At 42.1% G+C, this 21,107-nt stretch carries 12 protein-coding genes; all 12 read right to left on the bottom strand.

The genetic code is table 11. The features are described 5' to 3' along the window. Positions 1-12: 12 nt before the first annotated feature. Positions 13-1,218 carry a glycoside hydrolase family 172 protein gene (locus QOX35_RS09295; protein ID WP_252639281.1) on the bottom strand — a complete coding sequence of 402 codons (1,206 nt, stop codon included), beginning with the start codon at positions 1,216-1,218 and terminating at the stop codon, positions 13-15. 175 nt (positions 1,219-1,393) lie between these two features. Beyond that, positions 1,394-2,320 (bottom strand): Ig-like domain-containing protein, encoded by a 927-nt coding sequence (locus tag QOX35_RS09290; RefSeq protein WP_252639280.1) that lies wholly within the window; start codon positions 2,318-2,320, stop codon positions 1,394-1,396. A gap of 87 nt (positions 2,321-2,407) precedes the next feature. Then, a complete protein-coding gene (locus QOX35_RS09285) occupies positions 2,408-4,183 on the bottom strand; it encodes an L-fucose isomerase (protein ID WP_252639278.1) in 1,776 nt (591 codons plus the stop codon). A gap of 34 nt (positions 4,184-4,217) precedes the next feature. Further along, positions 4,218-6,161 (bottom strand): glycoside hydrolase family 172 protein, encoded by a 1,944-nt coding sequence (locus QOX35_RS09280; RefSeq protein ID WP_252639276.1) that lies wholly within the window; start codon positions 6,159-6,161, stop codon positions 4,218-4,220. A 24-nt stretch (positions 6,162-6,185) separates the two neighbouring features. Continuing rightward, a complete protein-coding gene (locus tag QOX35_RS09275; protein ID WP_252639274.1) occupies positions 6,186-8,279 on the bottom strand; it encodes a glycoside hydrolase family protein in 2,094 nt (697 codons plus the stop codon). 57 nt (positions 8,280-8,336) lie between these two features. Next, complete coding sequence (locus QOX35_RS09270) at positions 8,337-9,587, bottom strand: DUF6786 family protein (RefSeq protein ID WP_252639273.1); 1,251 nt, start codon at positions 9,585-9,587, stop codon at positions 8,337-8,339. Between the two features lie 4 nt (positions 9,588-9,591). After that, a complete protein-coding gene (locus tag QOX35_RS09265) occupies positions 9,592-12,150 on the bottom strand; it encodes a GH116 family glycosyl hydrolase (RefSeq protein ID WP_435301188.1) in 2,559 nt (852 codons plus the stop codon). 84 nt (positions 12,151-12,234) lie between these two features. Beyond that, on the bottom strand, positions 12,235-14,097 hold the full coding sequence (locus tag QOX35_RS09260; protein ID WP_252639272.1) for a RagB/SusD family nutrient uptake outer membrane protein: 1,863 nt from the start codon (positions 14,095-14,097) through the stop codon (positions 12,235-12,237). Positions 14,098-14,109: 12 nt separating this feature from the next. After that, positions 14,110-17,205, bottom strand: coding sequence for a SusC/RagA family TonB-linked outer membrane protein (locus QOX35_RS09255; RefSeq protein ID WP_252639270.1), 3,096 nt, complete (start codon positions 17,203-17,205; stop codon positions 14,110-14,112). A 226-nt stretch (positions 17,206-17,431) separates the two neighbouring features. Next, positions 17,432-18,592, bottom strand: a complete 1,161-nt coding sequence (locus QOX35_RS09250) for a glycoside hydrolase family 172 protein (RefSeq protein WP_252639269.1) — start codon at positions 18,590-18,592, stop codon at positions 17,432-17,434. A 43-nt stretch (positions 18,593-18,635) separates the two neighbouring features. Beyond that, on the bottom strand, positions 18,636-19,874 hold the full coding sequence (locus QOX35_RS09245; protein WP_252639268.1) for a sugar MFS transporter: 1,239 nt from the start codon (positions 19,872-19,874) through the stop codon (positions 18,636-18,638). Positions 19,875-19,959: 85 nt separating this feature from the next. Continuing rightward, entirely contained in the window at positions 19,960-20,997 is a 1,038-nt protein-coding gene (locus QOX35_RS09240; RefSeq protein WP_283686680.1) for a LacI family DNA-binding transcriptional regulator, read from the bottom strand. Between the last annotated feature and the right edge of the window lie 110 nt (positions 20,998-21,107).

Below are 21,107 nucleotides of genomic sequence, written 5' to 3'. Positions count from 1 at the left end.
AGGTTTATAATATTACTTATGGTTTTCATTTCCCCATAACTTAGGATTTTCTCCTCTGTTTTTTCTCCATTCGTGACGCCAGTAGTGCATATCTTGTACGTTGATAAATGGTTTTAATTTCCGTGTCTCCTTAGAAGGGGCAGGAGGTAATACACTCGCTTCTGTCTGATACCAGTAAGCCACTGTTGCCATATCGAGTGTCAGGTTATTGGCATGCCCATGCTCTATACTTGCTTTGAGGCTTTTTTCGAAAAAGACAGGGTCTTCGATGAAGAAACGGTAAACATGTGTCCGTCCCAGCCATCCCACATCGTTATTGACGCGAGGATATCCGAAATATGGATGAGAGTAAGGTTCTTTGGGGCACCATGATGTATTAAATAAATCTTCGGTTCCTGTTCCTAACAGTGATGCTTCTTTTTCGCCATCTATAAACCAAAAGTCATCACCTTCGCCGTACCAGATTGGGGAGGGACAGTGTACATAGTAATTAATTCCTACAAAATGTCCTTTGCCCTTGATGTCTGCAAAAACATAATTCCGGTCGCCCGATGTGTTTTTATCTTGCTTGCCTATTATCGCCCATTCTGTCTCTCCCTCCGGAGCGGCTTCGGTCAGCTCTTGATTGTACCAGGCATGAAAGCGTCCCAGATCGGGAGGAAGTTTCTTTGTCTCGTAGTAATCGACATAGAAATAAAACTTTTCAAGATTTACTTCCGATTGGTTTTCTATTTCTATCTTCGCACCTTTGGCAAACGGCATGGAAAAGTATGACACCATTGAAGTTCCATTTGCCGGACCTGCCGTTATAGGCAGAGCCGAATAATTGTAGCGCTCGTTCCATCCCTGCCCGAAGAAAGGGCCGATAGGCGACTCCACAGACGGATAACTATTTCCATCCCAATACATACGGATAATAATATCGCTACGGTTCAATATATGAGGCTCGGGAGCAATCGTAATCCATATATGATTTATTATTCCAGAACCCGGAATCTCTGCAACGATACGCTTTTCGCCTGGTTTTATATCCGACAGGTGATCTAATACGCCTCCTGTAGGATCATTACTACTGATGCGTCGGTTGCGCATTCCGTTTTTTATTTGCGATAGATCATACATTGTTCCCGGAACGGGATTTTGAGCCTCAATTTCAGGGCTATATAAAAAGGTAGCCACGAGGCATACTATTATAAGTTTCAAATAATCTTTTCTCATATTCTTGTGTATTCCAATCTTATTTGGTTTTAAAATACTTCTATAAGGAAACTGCAACTGCATAGAATTGCAGTTCCAAATAGAAGTTCCTCTAAAGCCTAATAAAAGGTTAATAATTGATTGATTCTCAAAACAACATTATTTATATAGAAACTATATCCAGCGTACTGGAATGCTAAAAATTTAAAGGATACGTCAGGTTATAGTCTTCGGGTACTATAATCATAGCTGTGATGCCGTAAAATTTAGCCCATTGTGTATTATCCGGCCCTGGTCCTAAGGTGATTTTTATTTTACCATCGTTGTCAGGCAGAATATTTTTTACTGTAGCTACATTCGATTGGTTATTCGATGTATATAAGAGAACTTTCTCTTCAGTATTACCTTTAACTATATATTCCGTTTGAGTAACATTGTTGTCTGCAATTGTTGCATAAAAAATGAGTGTATATTTTATGTTTGCTTTCAGCTTTGATAAGGTGAATCCGGCTGAAGCAATATTAATGCCGTCGTTGAAAAACATATCGAAAGCCACATTATCAGGAAATCCTAATGTATTGAAGTGGGTACTTCTGTCCAGAGTCAGGAATGAGCCGTTGACTTCAATTTCATATTTAGATGTAAAACCTTTTATATCTGTCAATCCTTGTAACTTCCCACTCGAAGAACTTAGTAAATTATTAAATGGATTTGGAGATTCTATAGTTCCAAAATCCATAAAAATCGGGTAGTTGAACTGAAAAGACTGGTTGATTTGCAGTGTTGAGGTATATTGCAGTTTTCCATTTTCAGATTCTACTTTTAAGTAAGTTTTCCCTGGTTTTAGTCCGGTAATGATAACTGAATTGTCTCCATTTTCAACGAGGCTTGCTAACTCTTGATTCGCAACACTCCATTTGTATTTTCCTGCGGCTGTCTGGTCGCTATCAAATTCCGGAGTTACGGTTATTGCATTATCTTTATCGGTTTCGATCACAAGATCACGGTTAGGAATCCTCACATAAGGTCTGGCTTCGCCTTTTTCGTAACCAACCTCTTCTGTACACGAACCAAGCACAAATGCGAATAAAAGGAAATAGACTAAATACTTAGTTGACTTCATATAACGAAAATTTAGATGTTAAATTCATAGTATAATTTGATTGATGAGGATGTCTTATGAGACATCCTCATACTGATAGAGTTAACCTTATTTATAAATAGGTCCATAAGCCTGACATGCCCTGTAGTCCGAACCTTCGGTATCGGAACCAAATGCAGCCCATGCAGAAGGACGGAATATCTTATCTTCTTCTATATTGTGCATACACACAGGTATGGATAGCATCGATGCCAACGATATCAGGTCGGCCCCGATATGTCCGTAGCTGATTGCACCATGATTAGCACCCCAGTAGTTCATTACCGAATATACGTCGCGGAAGTATCCCTTACCTGTTACACGAGGCACAAAGAATGTCGATGGCCATGTTTTATCGGTACGCTGGTCGATAACGTCAAACGCTTTGTCGGGGAAAGTTGCCGTCCAGCCTTCGGCTATCTGCAATACCAGTCCCAGACCTTTGACGAGGTTTAATCGGCACATAGTTACCGGCATACCGCCGTTGGTAAGAAACTTGGAAGAGTAGCCGCCCCCCCTGAAATATTCACGTGAAGATGGCCCCCATTGGGTGGCTTTGAGCATTTTGCCCACTTCTTCCTCTTTGATTTCCCAGAATGGTTTCATCACAGGGTTACCGTTTTTCTCTTGCTGACCTGTGCCGTCGAGTGTGCATGAGCCCGAATTGATAAGGTGTATGGCTCCGTCTTTCATAATGCCTTCAGGCTTCCAGCCTGTCACACGTTCGATAGATTGCGGACTCCAATAAGTACGTACATCGGCAAACATCTGTGCTGTGTTGGTCAGGTATTTACCCAACAACATCGACAAGCCGTTCAGGTGATCGTTTTCGGTAGCGAATGCAAATGGTTCGCGAATGCCGTTCCAGTCGAATGATGAGTTAAGCATTGCCTCAGAAAAGTCTCCGTTGGGCATAAAGTCTGTCCATTGGCGTTGTCCCTGAAATCCTCCGCAGATGGCATTATGTCCCATTGCTTCTTCTCCCCATCCTGTTTCAGCCAGTTTCTCGTTACCGGTCATCAGGTCACGGAAAATTAATGTCATTTTCACTACAAATTCCCAATCTTTGTCTTTTTGTTCGCGGGTGCTTACCAGATGTTGCGGGTTGTGGTCGGGCAGTTCGTTGGGTACACAATGTTTTTTAGTCCATGCCAATGCCTTTTGGTATTCTTCCTTATCATATATTTCTTGTTGTACACGGCGAAGTATCTCCGAACAGTCTACATATTCGGTACGCATGCCGAAGTATTCCTGAAGCATATCGGCGTTGACCATCGATCCGGCAATACCCATCGAAACAGTTCCGATAGACAGATACGATTTGCCACGCATCAGGGCAAGAGCCAATCCTGATTTGGCAAAGCGGAGTAGTTTTTCTTGTACATCAGCCGGAATAGAATTGTCGCCGATATCCTGCACATCACGCCCATAGATCCCGAAGGTGGGCAATCCCTTTTGGTTATGGGCTGCCAGAGCCGCTGCAAGATAAACCGCCCCGGGGCGTTGTGTTCCGTTGAATCCCCAGATCGCCTTTGGTATCAACGGGTTCATGTCTATCGTTTCCGAACCGTAGCACCAGCATGGGGTGACGGATAGAGACAAGCCTACATTCTCTTTTTCAAACTTTTCGGCACAATTGGCGGCTTCTTTTACACCTCCGATACAAGTGTCGGCAATAACGCATTCAATGGCTGAGCCGTCAGGGTATTTCAGGTTTTCACTGTAGAATTTGGCTACGTTTTTTGCCATGTTCATAGTTGTTTCTTCCAGTGACTCACGAATGCCCTTGCGGCGTCCATCAATGATAGGACGTATGCCTATCTTGGGATAATTTGTTTTGCGCATAATTTTTTTAGTTTTTGATATTAAACTTCAATTATTATTGTTTTTCTAAAGTCAGTACGTCAAAATGGAATTTTGATCCCTGCTCTGTTTTTTTTACTTTAATGGATATTGAATTAGTATGCCTTGTGAGTGTAAATGTTCCTAAATCGGCATTTTCAATTCTTACTTCATCTTTGCTGTAGACATTCTCCCACGACTTCAAAGGTTTCTGACGATTCCACACCTCAAAAGCACCACCATCAGGTGTCTTAAAGTAGGTCAGTTTTACTTTGTATACACCTTCGGGTATTTCATCCAGCATAATTCTTACCATCCCTTCATTTTCTGCTTCAGCGATTAAACGCCCTTTGTTTTGAATTTTTAGCCCATCGCCAATGGATAGGTTCATCAGTTGCGGAAAGAAAATGTGCGTTGTCGGATAATAAACCGTCCGCAGCTCTTCGGTGGGTTCTACCCCGCAGGTAGCAGGCTCGGATCCGTAATAGAATGCAACGGAGGTGTAGTCTACAGGGAAGAGATTTTTCTCAGGTCCGTGTTCTATCGTAACCAATAAGTTTTCATTGAAAGTAACTTTATCCGTCAGGAAGAAACGGTAAGCACCTGTACGAGCCATTGGCAACGAATAGTCGAGAGCTCCGTGTATGGGCAGGCTGACACCACGATCCCAACGGTCGAGTAATGCATACCAGCCTCCGTTGTAATAGTCTTCCGATCCTGTGCCGTGCATTCTCAGTTTATTGTCAACTATAGTTGAATCATCCCCTTCGAAAAATAAGGTCATGCCGGGTTGCAGTCCTTGTGCAATATGGGTGATGCCCATATAATGCCCTTTGCCTTTGATGTCGGCGAGGAGATAAGGTTCAAAATCTTTTGGTTTTATTTCCCTGCGCCAGATAGTATACAAACGACCTTCCTTTTCGGTGTCCTGAGCTTCTTTTGTATAGTATACCTTTGCCTTAACTTCTATCTTAGACTGATTGTCGCCTTGTCTTTTTTTGTAAACAAGACTCATTTCCGCCTTATTTTGGTAAGGCATCGGGATGTACGAATAATTCACTCCTTGATGGTAGCCCAGTAAAATGCTTTGCATCGCCGGTTTGCCATATGCGTAACCAAAATAGTCGGCAGCCGGGCTGTAGATTGCCGGTTTGGAATCATTGTCCCATAAGGCTTGCAATAGTATATCTTTGTTCGTGCCCTCGAGTGAAGAACCGAGTTCCAATTCGAATCCGGCTATGCGCCCACCTTCGTTTGCCGTGAAGAAAGGGAGAGTTTCGCCCGGAGCGATGAAGAATTGTTTTGTTTCGGTCAACGTCGTTGTTTTGTCAGGTACAGTTAGCGGCTCAACCTGACGTCCCCAAAATTCACAGGCCTTTGCTAAAGCGTCTTTTTGCGGTTGCTTCCAGTCCATAGTGAATGATTCTACCGTTGTATTTTTAGGGTAGGGGCGATACTGTATTTGGTGAAACATTATTTTCTCGCCGCAAAATACAATCTTGCATGATTTTGCAAACTGGATGGGTATGTAACAATAATATCCTCCTATCTCGTTTCCGCAAATTGGATTGATGAACGGAAACGTTTTACCCGAAAACAAATCAATAAAAGGAATGCTGATACGTGGTGTTTTTTCGCCATCGATATAAAACTGTATAGTGTCGTTTGTCGGCGTGGGTGTCCAGATACGGTTTATAACACCGGGCCCTTTATAATCGGCAAGTACCAGTTTATTATCTTCCTTGCGGATAAAGGAGTATTTGCCCGAAAAACCGTCATCATTATTTCCTGTACGGTCATAACTCGATTCCTGTTCCATCACTCCTTCGCGGTATAGGGGCAACAGAGCGGGGTTGTACAGATGTTCCAGTTCATCCGTTAAGGAAATGGCAACAGGCGTCTGTTTGGTCTTTCCCTTCTTCTGCGAATGGGCAGGAAGTACTAATAACAGGCACAAAACTGTAAAAAATAATTGTCTCATAATTTATTTATTATCAGGGTTATCTTATTCAAATATTGCTGCTCCAAATCTGTCTCTGATACGATTGTAGGCTTCGGCCGCAGCGCCATTTCCCCAGTCGTAGATCGTAAATTCGCCAATGCCAATTCCTTCTTTGCTGGTTTGACCTCCGTGTCCGTAGTTTTCCATGGTGAAGCCATAATCCTTTTCATTGAAAAACGGCCATACTTTTTCCCATTGTTCTTTTGCTGTCGGATTCTGAGGGCAATACATCATTGAGAATGAAGCGCGCAGGGCTGCCAATCCGCGTTCGGTATATTCTTTCTTTTTCAGCAATTTGCCATATTCCATTATGGTCTCGGCAAAAAGGCTTTGGCGCGAATCATTCCATTCTCCGTCAGCATTCATCACCCCGAATCCGCCTAATCCGTTGACATAGATATAAGGTGGTTGCCATGCACTTTGTGTCATCAGCATTTCGTCGAGTGTCCGTTGTCCGAGAGATAAGTATTTCTTGTCTTTTGTCAGCTTATAACATTCCAGTAAGGCTTCGGCAGTCCAGAATATGGAGAAGTTGCATTGCTTATACATGTTGTTTCTCTCTATCTTTTTACCTACCCAATCGCGGCTGCCCAACCGACTGCAAGACCAATAGGTTTCGAAGTCCTCCCAACGTCCTTCTTCAATGACATCTTTGCATACGGCATCCATAGCTTTGAGCGCTGCGGTGCGATATTTCTGATCTTTGGTCAGCTCCCACAATTTAAGGAGGAATGTTACGCTCATTGATGTTTCGGGCGAATCGTTTAAATGCTGCATCGGTTGAAGGGTTTCTACGTCGAGCCATCCCGGGAAAAAGCCCCGTACATCTTGTTTCTTTAATAATGCATCTGCATAGCTGCGTGCATAGTCGAGTAAGCGTTGATCTTTTTCTAACTCGTCGTACCAGCGAAGCATCAATGTGGCAGTCCAACTCATATCCAAAATATGGAAAGGAGCTTTACGTGCATCCGATGTATAAGGATTACGATTCGAATTGCCCCAATAATAGGTATCCCATCCTTTCGATCGGTTGTAAGACTTGCCATCGATCTTTACGGTTTCCATTTCGGTACCAATCAGACCATAGAAGAAACCATCTTTGGCTGGTGCTGCCAATACCAACTCTTTGGACAGATTGGCTTTTTCGAGCAAATCACTGTTACTCATACGACGTGCATAGCGGTACAATCCACTTGCCGAACGTAAGGAGCTGAACCAAGCCTGATTCCAGATGGAACGGAATTCGCGTTCGTTTACTGGCTCAGGGTAATTTGGACTTTGCGTTGTATTAACTATAAATACGGGGGCTCCAACCTTTTTTCCGTCGATGACAAATTCTTGCCATACGGCATGCTTCCAAGTGTTAAATGCCCAGTTATAGGTATGTTTTATATATGGTTCCAAATCTCCCTTTATGGGGTTGCCGTCTTCGAAAAGTTTATGCCCCCAGTTAGACCAATAAAAGTCTAGCGGCTTGCGAAAGGGATTATCCAAATCTGATTTCTGATTATAACTCATCAGGTAAAAGCCAAATTCGACTTTACCTTTAGGATATGTAGCACCGTTTGCTCGTTCGTAGATTACGTGATCCGAAACGAAGCTTTCGCTCATTCCCAATGTCAATATATTTTGAGGCGCATTCATATCCATATACCAGCGCACAGGTGTTCCGCCTTGCATGATTGCCACATCGGGCATAACCACTAATCCTTGCTTTGCGTCTGTAACAATCATTGCCGGTGCTCTGAAAACATGTTGGTCTATGATATTCTTTTCGTATGGACTTATATGTGGTGCCCAATTGAATATGGGGCTGAATGCTGGGAAAACTGTGAGTTGCCAGTCGTTTTGTTTTATTTCTTTTGGCAGGTCGAATATCAATTTTACATGTATCAGGTTATTTCCTACAATCTTGATTTCTTGTGAAGGCTGTATTGTTCCCAATGCCCCGAACTCTATCTTATTTATTATTTGTTTAAACTCTTTTGGGAAACCGCTTGTATCAAGTCTTAATCTTTCGGAAGCATTAATTTGAACCAGAGCTAAAAAACTTAGTATACTTCCTAATAGTGCTATATGAAATATTCTTTTTGTCATATCCAAATTATAAAGCATCGGGGCGGGAATACCCCGACGCTGATTTTGTATTGCTTTTTAGAACGAATTTATAATTTCTTCAATGGAAACTCCAAGCAGTTTTTTCGCTATCGGATTCAGGTCGGCAGCCTCACCTACAAAATGATACACATTGTGATTGTGTGACTGAGCCTCGCCCGATTTCAAAAATGCAGCAGGCGAGCAGCTTTCGACTTCGAGGAAGGGCCCCATTATACTACCGTCTTCCAGCGGGCCGTCATTGTAGGCATTCATCGCATCCCCTACAAGTGGGTTTTTGGTGGGGTTCCACTCCTGATTGAGGTATGTGGCTCCTTTCTCTACGCCGAACGTTGTAATGGTCAACCTCTTCGAGTCGGGATCATAGTTGCCTGCAATACCTGTTGTACGGAACGAATTCAATCCTAATTTGCCACGATGATTGCCATCGGTTTTGAAAAACAAGGTATTCCCCTTTACTGTCAACCGATCGGCAGGGATTTCGCCAAAGTAGTCGCTGGTAACGATTTTTCCCATTGCTCTTTCGTCTCCTGCATGGAATGGGATAACAGTGACGGCTTTAGGTGCAGGTATAAACATATCCAGCATCCATATACAAATGGTTCCTGTTTTTTTTGTCCACTCAAAGTTGTTTTTGTTTGTGATTACGTTCTGTGTACTATAAGCTACAGACTTAACCTTGTCACTTAACTCAACACCGAGCGAAGATTTGATTTTGTCAGGATTCAGAAATTCAATTGTACGATCCACATTCAGCTTGAGCTGTGTTCCTACATAGTTTTTCACTTCCATTTCCTTCCTCATCTCAACCTTTTGTCCTGTTGCCGAGACCAGTACCCACGGCTCAATATCGATCGGCTTTGGGGTATGCCAGTTGTCATATACCTGCTTTTTACCCGGTTCGAAATAAACTGAGTATTGTCCACCTTCGGGTCCTAGCCAAAAGCGGTTTTCGCCTCCAAAGCCATTCATGTGCTCGTCGGGAGTGGACAGCTCGAAAGCCTTATAGCCTATAAAGCCCATGCTTCGTCCCGATAGGCCATCGGCAGTACTGGTAAATACTTTTGCTTGATATTTGGGAGACACAATTACTTGGGCATTGTCGTTTTCTCCCTTGAGGACAATCAAACTGTCTTTCTTTGATAAATAATTCAGATCGTATCCGAATGTTCCTTTTTTGTAAGTTTCCATACTCATACTCTCATCTCCTTTTTTGGTGTTATTATTCCCACAGCTTAACAATAGGCTTGTTGCCAATGTTATGGTAACCAAATGATTGAAATTTTTCATAAGATTATTTTTTGATTTCTATTTCGCTCTCCTTGCCCGAAACCATACATTTCTGGATGTTGATTTCGCCTGATTTTATGTTTATGAAAGGTTTTCCTTTTTTCATGCCAACATTGGCAAATCCGGTATTAGTTGACAAGAAAGATACAAAATCATTTCCAATCTGGGAATTAAAATAGAGAGTTCTATCGACAGCATCGTAACGAATACCTGTTAAACCTTCTAATAAAGCATAGCTTGCCATAGCACGTGCATACCATGCTCCGCATTCATATTCGTTAAAAGGATTACGAAGCTTGCCATCATATCTATTGCGGCATGTACGGACGATTTCCAACCCTTTTTCTACTTCGCCCTCGAACATCAAATGTGCTGCAACCTGATACTCTATGCCTGTCCACACTTCGTCGCTATACACAAACGGCAATTGAAGTTTGCCTCCTTTGGGCCATGAACAAAGTAGCAAGCCGCCTTCGTTGCCTAAGGCATAGGTGGGTCGTTGCGGATTGGCGTGTTCACGAAGATCTTGTTTCAGATTGTATTTGTAGACAGCATTCAGGTGACTGGTAATCTTATTATTATCCACCACCTCAGGCATCCCGCATACCAGTGACATCCAAGAACCGAGTACTCCGTCGGACAAGCATCCTTTTCCGTATTGATATTTAGGGCCTTCCTTCTCTAATATCTCGAGTGCCTCAGCCGAATATCCCGAATTGAAAGCTTGTACTTTGGTTGGGTCTGCCGCATTTAGTCCTTGCCAACGTATATCCTGAATAAAATATTCGCCGTCGTAGAGCTTATTCTCCATATATCCTTTACTCTTAGTCAATAAGGTTTGGTATTGGCTGATATCCTGATTCAAGTGTTTTCCCATCAGGCATATTGCCTGCAATGCTCCTGCATAAAAACTGGTCATCATGCCATTAGGTCCCCAGAATTCAATATCGTAGGTGTTGTGGTGCGGTTCTTCCAAAGCTCCTACCTGACGAGGATCCCATACTCGGATGCAGTAGTCCATACTGGCTTTTACCGATGGATATATATCTTTCAGCCAGTTGTCATTGCCATAGATGCGCCATTCGCGATATACTTTCATGATGCCTCCGAGTTGTCCGTCGGCTGCTGAATGAAAATCGTGGATCAATGGTCTGATAGGCAAATTGGAACGGAATGCCTGATGCCCTTCTTTATTTTGATCGACATAGTATTCCACTTCGCGTAACGACCGTTCCATGTCAGGAAACAGATGAGGTACTGCCTGTGCATAATTCCACACATGGGTGCATGATCCGTGACATGATCCCCAATTATCTCCGCACCCTTCCCAATTCCACATACGCCCATCATACTGGCGAAAGACCGTCGGCGACTTCAATATGGTGAGGTTTGCGGCAATGGCTTCCGTTACTTCGGGTGGCAAGGTATTATTGTAGAATGTTTCGGAAAATAGTTTCGACTTGGCTTTCAGGTCTTCATAATTCTTTAACCAATATTCGGCTACGTCATTTATACTTGCAAATTTGCTGCTATACCATGGGCGATAGTTGCCTTCGCCTTTGTTGTCGTACGTATAGTTGTAAGGAATATCAGGCATATCACTCTCAGACTTTGGTTCACCGCCGAATCTTTGGTTCGAAAACGGTACATACCATGCCATATATAATCTTACGGTTTTTGATTCGCCCGGTTTCAGTTTCACTGGGACAAACAGCGATGCTCCTGTAGCACCTTCCAGTTCGGGAGGGTTATTTCCAATTGTACCACCGGCTATGTTATTCCAGCAAATAGTCAACGGGTCGAACCATCCTCCACGGAACCAGTTATGGTCTATTTTGGTTTCGGGATTGTCTGTGAATATGGCAAATTCGCCCTGATGAAACGGTTCGGTTTCTGTTCCCGACTGATAAAGAATAAAACCGTTCTTATGCGATTTAACACATGATGTACCTTTGCCATGTACATACATAAAGTTTCGGGTGCTGTATGAAAAAATTGCATCTACCTCAACGCCACTTGTATTCTTAAATTCGTATTCGAACCCTCCCACAGGCAGGCTCGAGTTGTCTGCATCGGTTGGGATGAATGGATTCCATGTGTTTATTTTTACCTCTACAGGCATTGTATTATCTTTCAGTTCTATTTCTGCAAAAGGGAAACGAGCTAGGAATGTATTCTCTTTGTATCGGGGTAAACCCCATGTTCCGCCACCGCCCAATGCGGAGTTTGGCATTCCAAATTTTTTCCAGTCGGGTACTTGTCCTTCGAGGACTCTGGTTGCATTATCAATTCCTTTTATATGGAGTGCCGCAAACATTGTTGGCTCATGAAAAACTTCAGGTCTATGCCTTAACGACATATTGGATATGGCACCGCTTCCTTCAACACAAAACATGCCGGTGCCCATTCCCCCTATCGGGAAAGCAACACGATTTGTATATTCTCCTGTGTACTTTTGATTATAGTCGTGACTGATTACACTCTCAGCATTCTTTTTGCTGCAAGAAAAACATATCACACACATCAATAATAGAGACAGAATAGTGAAGTCTATTTTTTTCATATCGTATTATTTTTGTTTAAAGGAAGGAATACGGAGTCCATAGTACATTTTGATCTACAGACTCCAAAGTATCCTTATCATAGTTTATTCATTCTTAGTCCAACCCGGATTCTGAACCAGAACACGTTCTGTCTTATTAATCTCATCCTGAGGGATTGGGAACCAATAATGTTTTGTTTTGTCAAATATGCGAGGCTCACATACTACTCTTTCGTAAAAAGCATTGTCTTGCAAATGTGTACCAGCCATGATATTCATAGAATGAATGGCGCGGTTGTCGGTGCTTTCGGCTATACCCCAACGGCGAACATCAAAATATCGATGGTTTTCGAAAGCTAATTCTATCCTACGCTCACGCCTGATAGCATCTCTCATCTGTGCCTGATTGAGACCGGTTGGAAGATTGGCTACGCCTGCCCTGCTTCTTATTCTGTTCACATACGGATATGCTTTGGCTGGTCCTTCGGCTTCGTTGATTGCTTCGGCATAGTTCAAATAGATTTCGGCTAATCTGAAAAAGACCCAGCAACGTTGTTCATAACCTGTTCCTGCAGCCGGATTTACATTCGGATTTACAACCTTGGCTATCAGATAGCCTGTTTTGCAATAGTCACTTCCAGCTCCTTTGCGTCCGTCTTTTCCTGTATACCAGAAATCGCAAGTAGTGCCTTGCCATTTTTGTCCGGCAAAATTGATAGAAGCATAGAACCGGGGCTCTCTGTTTGCATACATAGTGCGTACTCCGGCAGGGCTCCAGCCATTGTCGCCTACAGCAGCAGTATAACCGCTTTCCTGATATCCCGAAGCATTGTTGATGATTGGTGTTTTTCCATCCGCTCCATATCCGGTGATCGGTACTGTACCGTTGGCCATGTGGTAGGAGTCTACCATTTCCTGAGTTGGATTTAATATAGAAAATCCTCTTAGGCTGAGTATAGTGGCACAGTTATCGAAATGGTTATACCAGTTTACATTCCGCCAGAATATCCATTCGTCATTAAATCTGTCTAATAAGATGTCTCGATAGTTTTTTACATAATCGGGTAGCTTTGTTTCATATAACTTATGCATTGGAGAGGCACTCTCTAATGCCGTAAGGCATTCCATTGCAGCAGTAGCCGCCTTGCTCCATTTGGCAGGATCGTTTGTGGCGGGGAAGAGATTGACGCCATCATTGTCTTTGAAATCTTTGAAAGATTCGTGACCATTGTAGATTGGAGATGCGGCATAAAGCAACATGCGCGATTTCAAGGCTAAAGCGGCACCCGCAGTGGCACGTCCAAGTCTTCCATCAGTATAACGAATTGCTAAGAATGCTTTTGCCCGATCGCAATCATCAACAACAAATTGTATACATTCTTCCAGAGGGCTACGCTTGATACTACTATAATCAAGGTTGGTGGCAAGCGCATGATCTATGATAGGTACCGGACCATAAGTCCTTATTAGCTGGAAATAAGCAAAGGCACGCAAGAAGTATGCTTCACCTTTCCATTGATTGCGGCGTTCTTCTGTAAACAAGTCAGTGGATGCAGAACTTCCTGCTTCTACCAACGGAGTATTATCTATGTTCTCCAGAAAGATGTTAGCCTTACGGATACCCATGAAACATTCGTTCCATACAGGAGAAATATTGTGTGAGTTGTCCGCATTCAAGGCTCCACTATTCAGTAAATGTGAAGCTGCGCCTCCATAGGCGATTTCCATTTCGTCAGATCCTGCTGTAAAAGGATTTCTTGCCCAAGTATCACCTGTTCCGCACATAAAATTTATTTCGGCAGGCAAATGCATATAAGTATTCGCTAAAAATTTCTCAGCTTTCTTATAGTCTTTAAATACTTCTTCTACTGTTAAGTCTCCTTCGGGTAATTTGTCGAGATAGTCATTACATGAGGCCAAAGCTACAATAAGAAGAACTGCTGTATATTTTAATATTTTTGTTCTCATAATACGATAAAATTAGAAGTTAACCTGTGCTCCGAAATTAATAGTGCGTTGTAAAGGATAGGCATCACCCACATTCTGTTCCGGATCAATTATTTTGAGTTTGTCAAACGTTAAGAGATTGGAACCATTCAAGAATAGCCTGATTCCTTCAATTTTCATTTTCTTCAGCCATAGTTTAGGCAATGAATATCCGATCTCTGCATTCTGAAGCTTTACGTAACTGGCACTACGCATATAAAGCGTGGAATTCCTGTTGTTGTGTTCATTCTTTCCGGCAATAACTGTCGGGTATTTGGCATTTGAGTTGTCAGCACCCGGAACCCAACGATTGTCATAATATTCTCTCAATACATTATAGTTTGGATATTCCAGCATAAAAGGATACATTCCTTCTTGTGTGAGGAAGGTGGTGCGATTAGCAACTCCTGAAAATTGCACAGATGCATCAATATTTTTATAGACCACAGCACCTCCAAAACCGAACATGATTTCGGGTATTTGCGGATGTCCTATAAATACCCTGTCTTTGTCGTTGATTACTCCGTCGCCGTTAGTATCCTGATATTTTATATCTCCGGGTAATATTGTAGTCTGATATTCAGACTTTGCCCAATTATCGATTTCTTCCTGATCATTAAATAATCCGAGTGCAACCAATGCAAATGCCTGTTCGAGAGATGTACCTTTTGTCCGTTGATAAAGTTCTGCCGGCTCTGCCTTATCGTCTTCTATAATTTTGTTGCGTGCAAAAGTAAAGTTGCCTCTTAGGGAATATGTCAGACCATAGGCTGTTGTATTTTTAAATTCGATAGAAGCATCAAATCCTTTATTGTCAACAATCCCCACATTACCATAAGGAGTACCATGCGGAACCAAACCTAAAAATGCAGGTATTTTTTGCCTTTTCAATAAGATATCTTCGCGACGTTCTTTGAATGCATCGAACTGGAGATTAAACTTATCCAATATGCCTATATCGAATCCTGCGTTATATTTTGTTGCTGTTTCCCATGTGAGAGCCAATCCGAATTTCTTTTCTTCTATCCCGCCTAGATAGTTTTGTCCCGATCCATAATAGTATCCAGTGGCCGAAGAATTTACGGCTGTAATATACAAGAAACGGTCTCCGATCACTTTGTCGTTACCGACCTGCCCGACAGATCCTCTTATTTTCAGATGGTTTACTACCGACTGATTCCAGAAGCTTTCGCCCGATACAACCCAACCTACAGATAGTGACGGGAAAAACCCATACCTGTTTCCTTTGGGAAATTGTTCGGAACCGTTGTATCCGAAATTCACTTCTGCTAAATAACGGCTTGCATAGTTGTATGAGAATCTTCCTGCCAATCCCTGATGACGGTAGGGTAGGTTGTCTAATGATGTGCCTGCTGTCAGGTTTTTATATTCTCTTCTGTTTACAAGTAGCATAGCACCCACATCGTGCATTCCGAAACTGCGTCCATAGTTGATGGCAGCTTCTCCATACATGGAATAATTAGAGTCCTGTATGTCGACCTTATATCCCATCGTACCTTGTTCACGCCATGTTTCATAGGTATAATCGCCATCAGCATCTATACCTGTAACTTGTTTCACTCCGAAGTCGACCCTGCGAGCCACTTCGTTCTTGTAATAATGGTCGAATGAGAATTTAGCTCCTATCGACAAACCTTTTGTTATCAGCTTGGATAAGTCCCAGCGTGCAGATAAGTTACCTTGATTGTTACCAATATACATTTGTGTATATCCTGTTTGTGTAGCCAATCCGTATGGATTCCCCAGCAGGTAAGCCGTTGCACCTCCTCCGGCTATTGATCCGTCCGGATTTGTAACGGGATATATTAATGGTGATGTCTGGCGTATGGCTTGCCATATATCACCCGAACTGGTACCCTGATAGCTCCTGTCCTGAATAGTTGTAGCTAATCCCAACTCAAGGGTCAATTCTTTGGTTATATTCACATCTATATTAGACCGCAGGTTGTAACGGCGAAATTTTCCTCCGCGGGTTTTCCAATCATACGACTTATCTTCCCTATATAGACCATCTTTACCGACATATCCGAGATTCACATAATAACGCACAACTTCATCTCCTCCCGAAACATTGAGATTGTGTGTTGTTTGCCAAGTGTCTGTTTTGAATACTTCGTCTATCCAGTTTACGTTAGGGTGTAAGTATGGGTCTGATCCATCCTTAAATTTTTGAATATCATCGGCAGTCCAGGGTAATGACGACAGCTTGGAATTGTATGATGCTTCGTTCATTAGTGTTGCAAATTCATAAGCTTCTATATATTTTGGAAACCTCTGTCCTGTGAGGACTGCATATTCGCCTCGATAAGTTACTTTGGGTTTTCCTTTCACTCCTTTTTTTGTAGTGATCAGTATGACTCCATTAGCACCTCTTACACCGTAAACGGCTGTTGCCGAAGCGTCTTTGAGTATAGTGAAGCTTTCTATTTCCTGTGAATTTACCAGATTGATATCACGTTCTACACCATCCACTAAAACGAGTGGAGCAGTAAAGCCCTGATCGGTATTGAGGGTAGCCATACCACGTATATAAAGAGCTGCTCCGTCGAATCCGGGTTCACCACTGGATTGACGCGTAATGATTCCGGGTATTTGTCCGCCCAGCGCATTTGATAAGGATGCTGCCGGAACCGACTGTAGTTGTTTGACCTCGGCATTGGTAACGGCTCCTGTCACCGATATTTTCTTTTGAGTACCATACCCCACTACCACCACATCGTCGAGTTGCAAGGTTGCTTCACGCATTACCAGATTGATTGCGGTATTTTCTCCGACAGGGATTTCCTGTGATTGGAATCCCAAATAAGTAAAGACTATAATATCAGTGGCTTTAGCTTTGATAGTAAATTTTCCATTAACATCGGTCATAGATCCCGTGGTAGTACCTTTAACGGCTACTGTCACGCCAGTAAGAGGGTCGCTATTTACATCTAGCACAACCCCTGAAATGTTTTTTTCTGAAGGAGTTTGTTTTGTTTCGGCTAGCAAAGGGCTTATTTGCAAAAATAGCATTACAAAAAAGAGACTTGCGGCATAAAAAAATCCTTTTTGACATTTTTTCTTTTTCATAAAATTGGATTTAAGTCATTCTTAAGGAATAAAAATTAAACGATTAACTAATAATTCATACTCTTTTTAAGCATAAAAGATTTATCACAATCAAGAGGGTTATATTCTTTCTTGATGAGAAGAATATGAATGAAGGATCTAAGGTGTAGACAAGAGGGATTATTGGAGAGATATTCCCTCTTATTTACTTTTTACATATATTTTTGATTTCAACAGTTTTGGTAAATCAGTTTACTTCTAAATCCTGCCATGCCGGTATTTTGGGGAATCTGGCATGCGGCTCGCTCTGATACCAATATACAACTGACGAAATATCAGATTTTTGAGGTAAATAGCGGCCTCCAACTCTCCATCCGAGATCTTGTATTGTTACTCGCAGGTCTTTATCGAAGCGTACAGGATCGGTGATGTGCCATCTGTACATTCCGAAACGTTCTTGCGAACGATAAGTCCCGTCGGGACGTATCACCTGATGTAATCCGGCATAAGGAGTGCAGAATTCGACATATTTTCCTCCTCTGTCGAAATTGTAAGAGCCACAGAAATAATCTTCTGCTCCTGTTCCGCAGATTGTAGGGAATTTGGAATCTCCGTCCATGAAGAACTTGATTTCTCCTTCGCCCCACCATCCGTTGTTATGAACACCGCAAGCCATATACGTACCCACATAGTGACCTTTGCCCTTTATCCCATCAACCAAGGTATAGTCCGACGATTCATTATAATGTGTACGGCGAAACTGAGCATGGAAATAAGCAGCATCGGCAGGAACTTCTGTCAATGTATAATCTACCTGATAATACAGAATCATAGCATCCTGAGGATTTACATTTTCCATCGTAATGCGGCATTTCTTACGGAACGGCATAGTCCAGTAGCAATTGAATGCACTGCCGGGATTGACACACACGGCAAGCGACGACAGTGGAGCATATTCTCCCCAAGCCATTCCGAAGAAGTCGCCTACAGGACATTCTACTGATGGCTCTTTCTCATCATCCCAATAGAATCGAAGGATAGAAAAACGCCAGTTTCCGGTTGGGGTCATCCATATATGCTGGATGGCTCCCGGTCCTTCGATCTCAGCCAAAGTAAAGGTTTCTCCCGGAGCGATATGTACATAGGGATTCACTTTCCATGTTTGTCCCAGATCGCGGGCTGCATGATGTGCATTGGCTATATTGCGTTTTTCGCCTTGCATATTTGGATCGGCCATTCCCCCTTTACCTTTTTCTCCGGTAAAGTTCTCGGGGCTGATAGAGCGTGTTTTAGCGTCGGATAACCGATATAGATTACCCATATTAGCATCGAGTCCGTTGTATTTAGCCTGACTAAATACCGTTAATGAAAAAAGAAATGTAATAAGAATAAGAATGTTTTTTTTCATGATAAGATGTTATTTAGTTTTATTTAGTGTAGGACGAATTCGGTTATCGTACTTTGTAGCCTTTAAGTCCAAAGAATGATATATATACGAAGCATATCAGAGGAATGATAAATCCTATAGCCATATTTTCTTCTCCTACGGCACCCATTATTATCGCCGAAAAAGCACCTCCTGCTACAGCCATCGTGAGAAATGACGCAGCTTTTTTGGTATGGGTGCCCATTCCTGCAAGCCCTAAAGCATAAATAGTAGGAAACATGATGGACATAAAGAAGAAGCAAACACACAAAGCCACCAGTGATATAAGACCTATATTCATTACCACAAGTACCATGCAGATCACGCAGGCAATAGCATATACCGCTAATAATTTATTTGCTTCGAACCTAGCCATCAGAAAACTGCCACTGAGGCGTCCAACCATAAACAATGCCATTCCTCCAAAAGCCAGATACCTCGATGCATCCACCTTTGATATAGAACTGTCCAGCTCCATCACATAATTGATGAATAGGGCAAATATTCCTGTTTGTGCTATCATGTACATGATTTGTGCTATGAAAGCCAAAACAAAATGCTTATGTTTCCAGAGCGATTTTTGAGGAAATATTTCGGCTGTTGGAGCAGCATCTTGAATTTTCTCAGAACCCTCTTTTGTATCGGGGAGCTTAACGAAGAAAAAAAGGATAGTGATAATCAACACACATGATCCTATAAGAATATAAGGTTTAGTCAAGGCTGTAGTGTCTCCCGCCTCTGCTCCCAGTATCAGATGTCCCCCGATAAGCGGACCTAATACCCAACCCAGACCATTGAGAGACTGGGATAGATTTAATCTTCGTGATGAACTTTCCTTTGGACCTAAGACTGTCGAGTAAGGGTTTGCAGCCGTTTCCAGAACACATAAACCACATGCTACAATAAATAAAGCAACAAGAAAAGGTGCCGGAGATGTGCCGTATGCTGCGGGAATAAAACTGAATGCCCCTATTGCATATACAATGAGTCCTAATATAATACCTTTCTGATATCCGTATTTTCGCATGAATATTCCTGCGGGAAAGGCTATCAGACCGTAGGCTATGTAAGTAGAAAATTGTACCAGACCCGATTCTGCTTTACTCATTGTGAATGCTTCCTGAAAGTGCTTATTGAGAACATCCAGTAAGCCATGAGCAAATCCCCACATCAGAAATAATGAACTGATGAGGATAAATGGAAATAAATAGCTTCCGCCTTCCGGACTTGAAAAAATACCACGTTTCTTTTCTTTGTTTTTCATGGGTTAAATATTAATGTTGCAATACCTGCTAATTCGATTAACTTCTTTGTGGGTAAGATTCTATCGGTTACTTGTGGAAACAAAATCATAAATTATTCAATTCGTTGATTCTAGCTTGTAATACTACAGACTCCACTTCATCAAAAGACGGATCTTCTATCTGTCTGAATAAGATTTCGAAAGCCCTGCGCCCCAAGCCTTCAATAGGCTGTTCTATGCATGTGATAGGCAATCTCGAAACTTTGTATTCATCAGGATTATCGATACTTCCATATTTCAGATCCAGATATTTCTCGTGCTTTTGCAAGGTGAGTAGTGACTGGATTCCCACTCTATTGGTAGAGAAAACCATTGAATCAGCTCCCTCTTTTATTAGTTTTTCTATGCCCTGTTCTACAGCCTGTTCAAAGTTTTCGAACGAAACAGAGCAAACAATTTCTTTATTCAGGGAGATCCCGCTATTCTCCAATGCTTTTTTATAGCCTTCATACCGCTTACTGATATTGGGCAAGCCGATGTTACATGCTATGAAACCAATATGCTTACAGCCTCGTTTTATTAATGAATCGGTAAGGGAATAAGCTGCTCCGAAATTGTCTATCTGAACCGAACTTATCGGCAGTCCCTCTATGCATCTGTCTATCAATACTGTCGGGATGTTTCTGTATATCAGCTGCATTATGGTATCTTCGGAGTCCTGAGGAGGGGCTAATATCATACCATCCACATTTTTTTCGATAAACAGATTGACCAGCTTTTGAAACTTTATACTCGATTCATCCGAGCTTCCAAACATCACCTGATAATCTTTCTTATCAGCTATGTTTTCTATATGTCGTGCCAGTTTGGCAAAAAAAGGATTCGAGATATCTGCAACAATCAGTCCTAATGTTTTCGTCTTACCTGTGCGTAGACTTCGTGCCGACATATTAGGGCGATAATTCATTTCTTTGGCGGCGTCTTTAACTTTTATTGCCACTTCTTTGCTTATCCGTCCCTTTTTATCCTTACTGTTAAGTACCAATGAAACTGTAGCAGTAGATACTCCTACATGCTCTGCAATATCTTTAATTGAGACATTCGCCTCTTTTGCCTTATTTTGAGTTCTATTTTTTTTTTGCATACACAATCTGAATAAATTCAATGTAAACACCTGTATGATAGATGTTAGTAGGGTTGAAATTTTTAATATCAATTTCTGTCATTTCCTAAGTGACAGAAAAGGAAAGTAAA

Source organism: Dysgonomonas sp. Marseille-Q5470 (assembly GCF_951230145.1).
In the GTDB taxonomy this organism is placed as follows: Bacteria; Bacteroidota; Bacteroidia; order Bacteroidales; family Dysgonomonadaceae; genus Dysgonomonas.
This window is presented reverse-complemented; position numbering and strand designations above follow the sequence as displayed.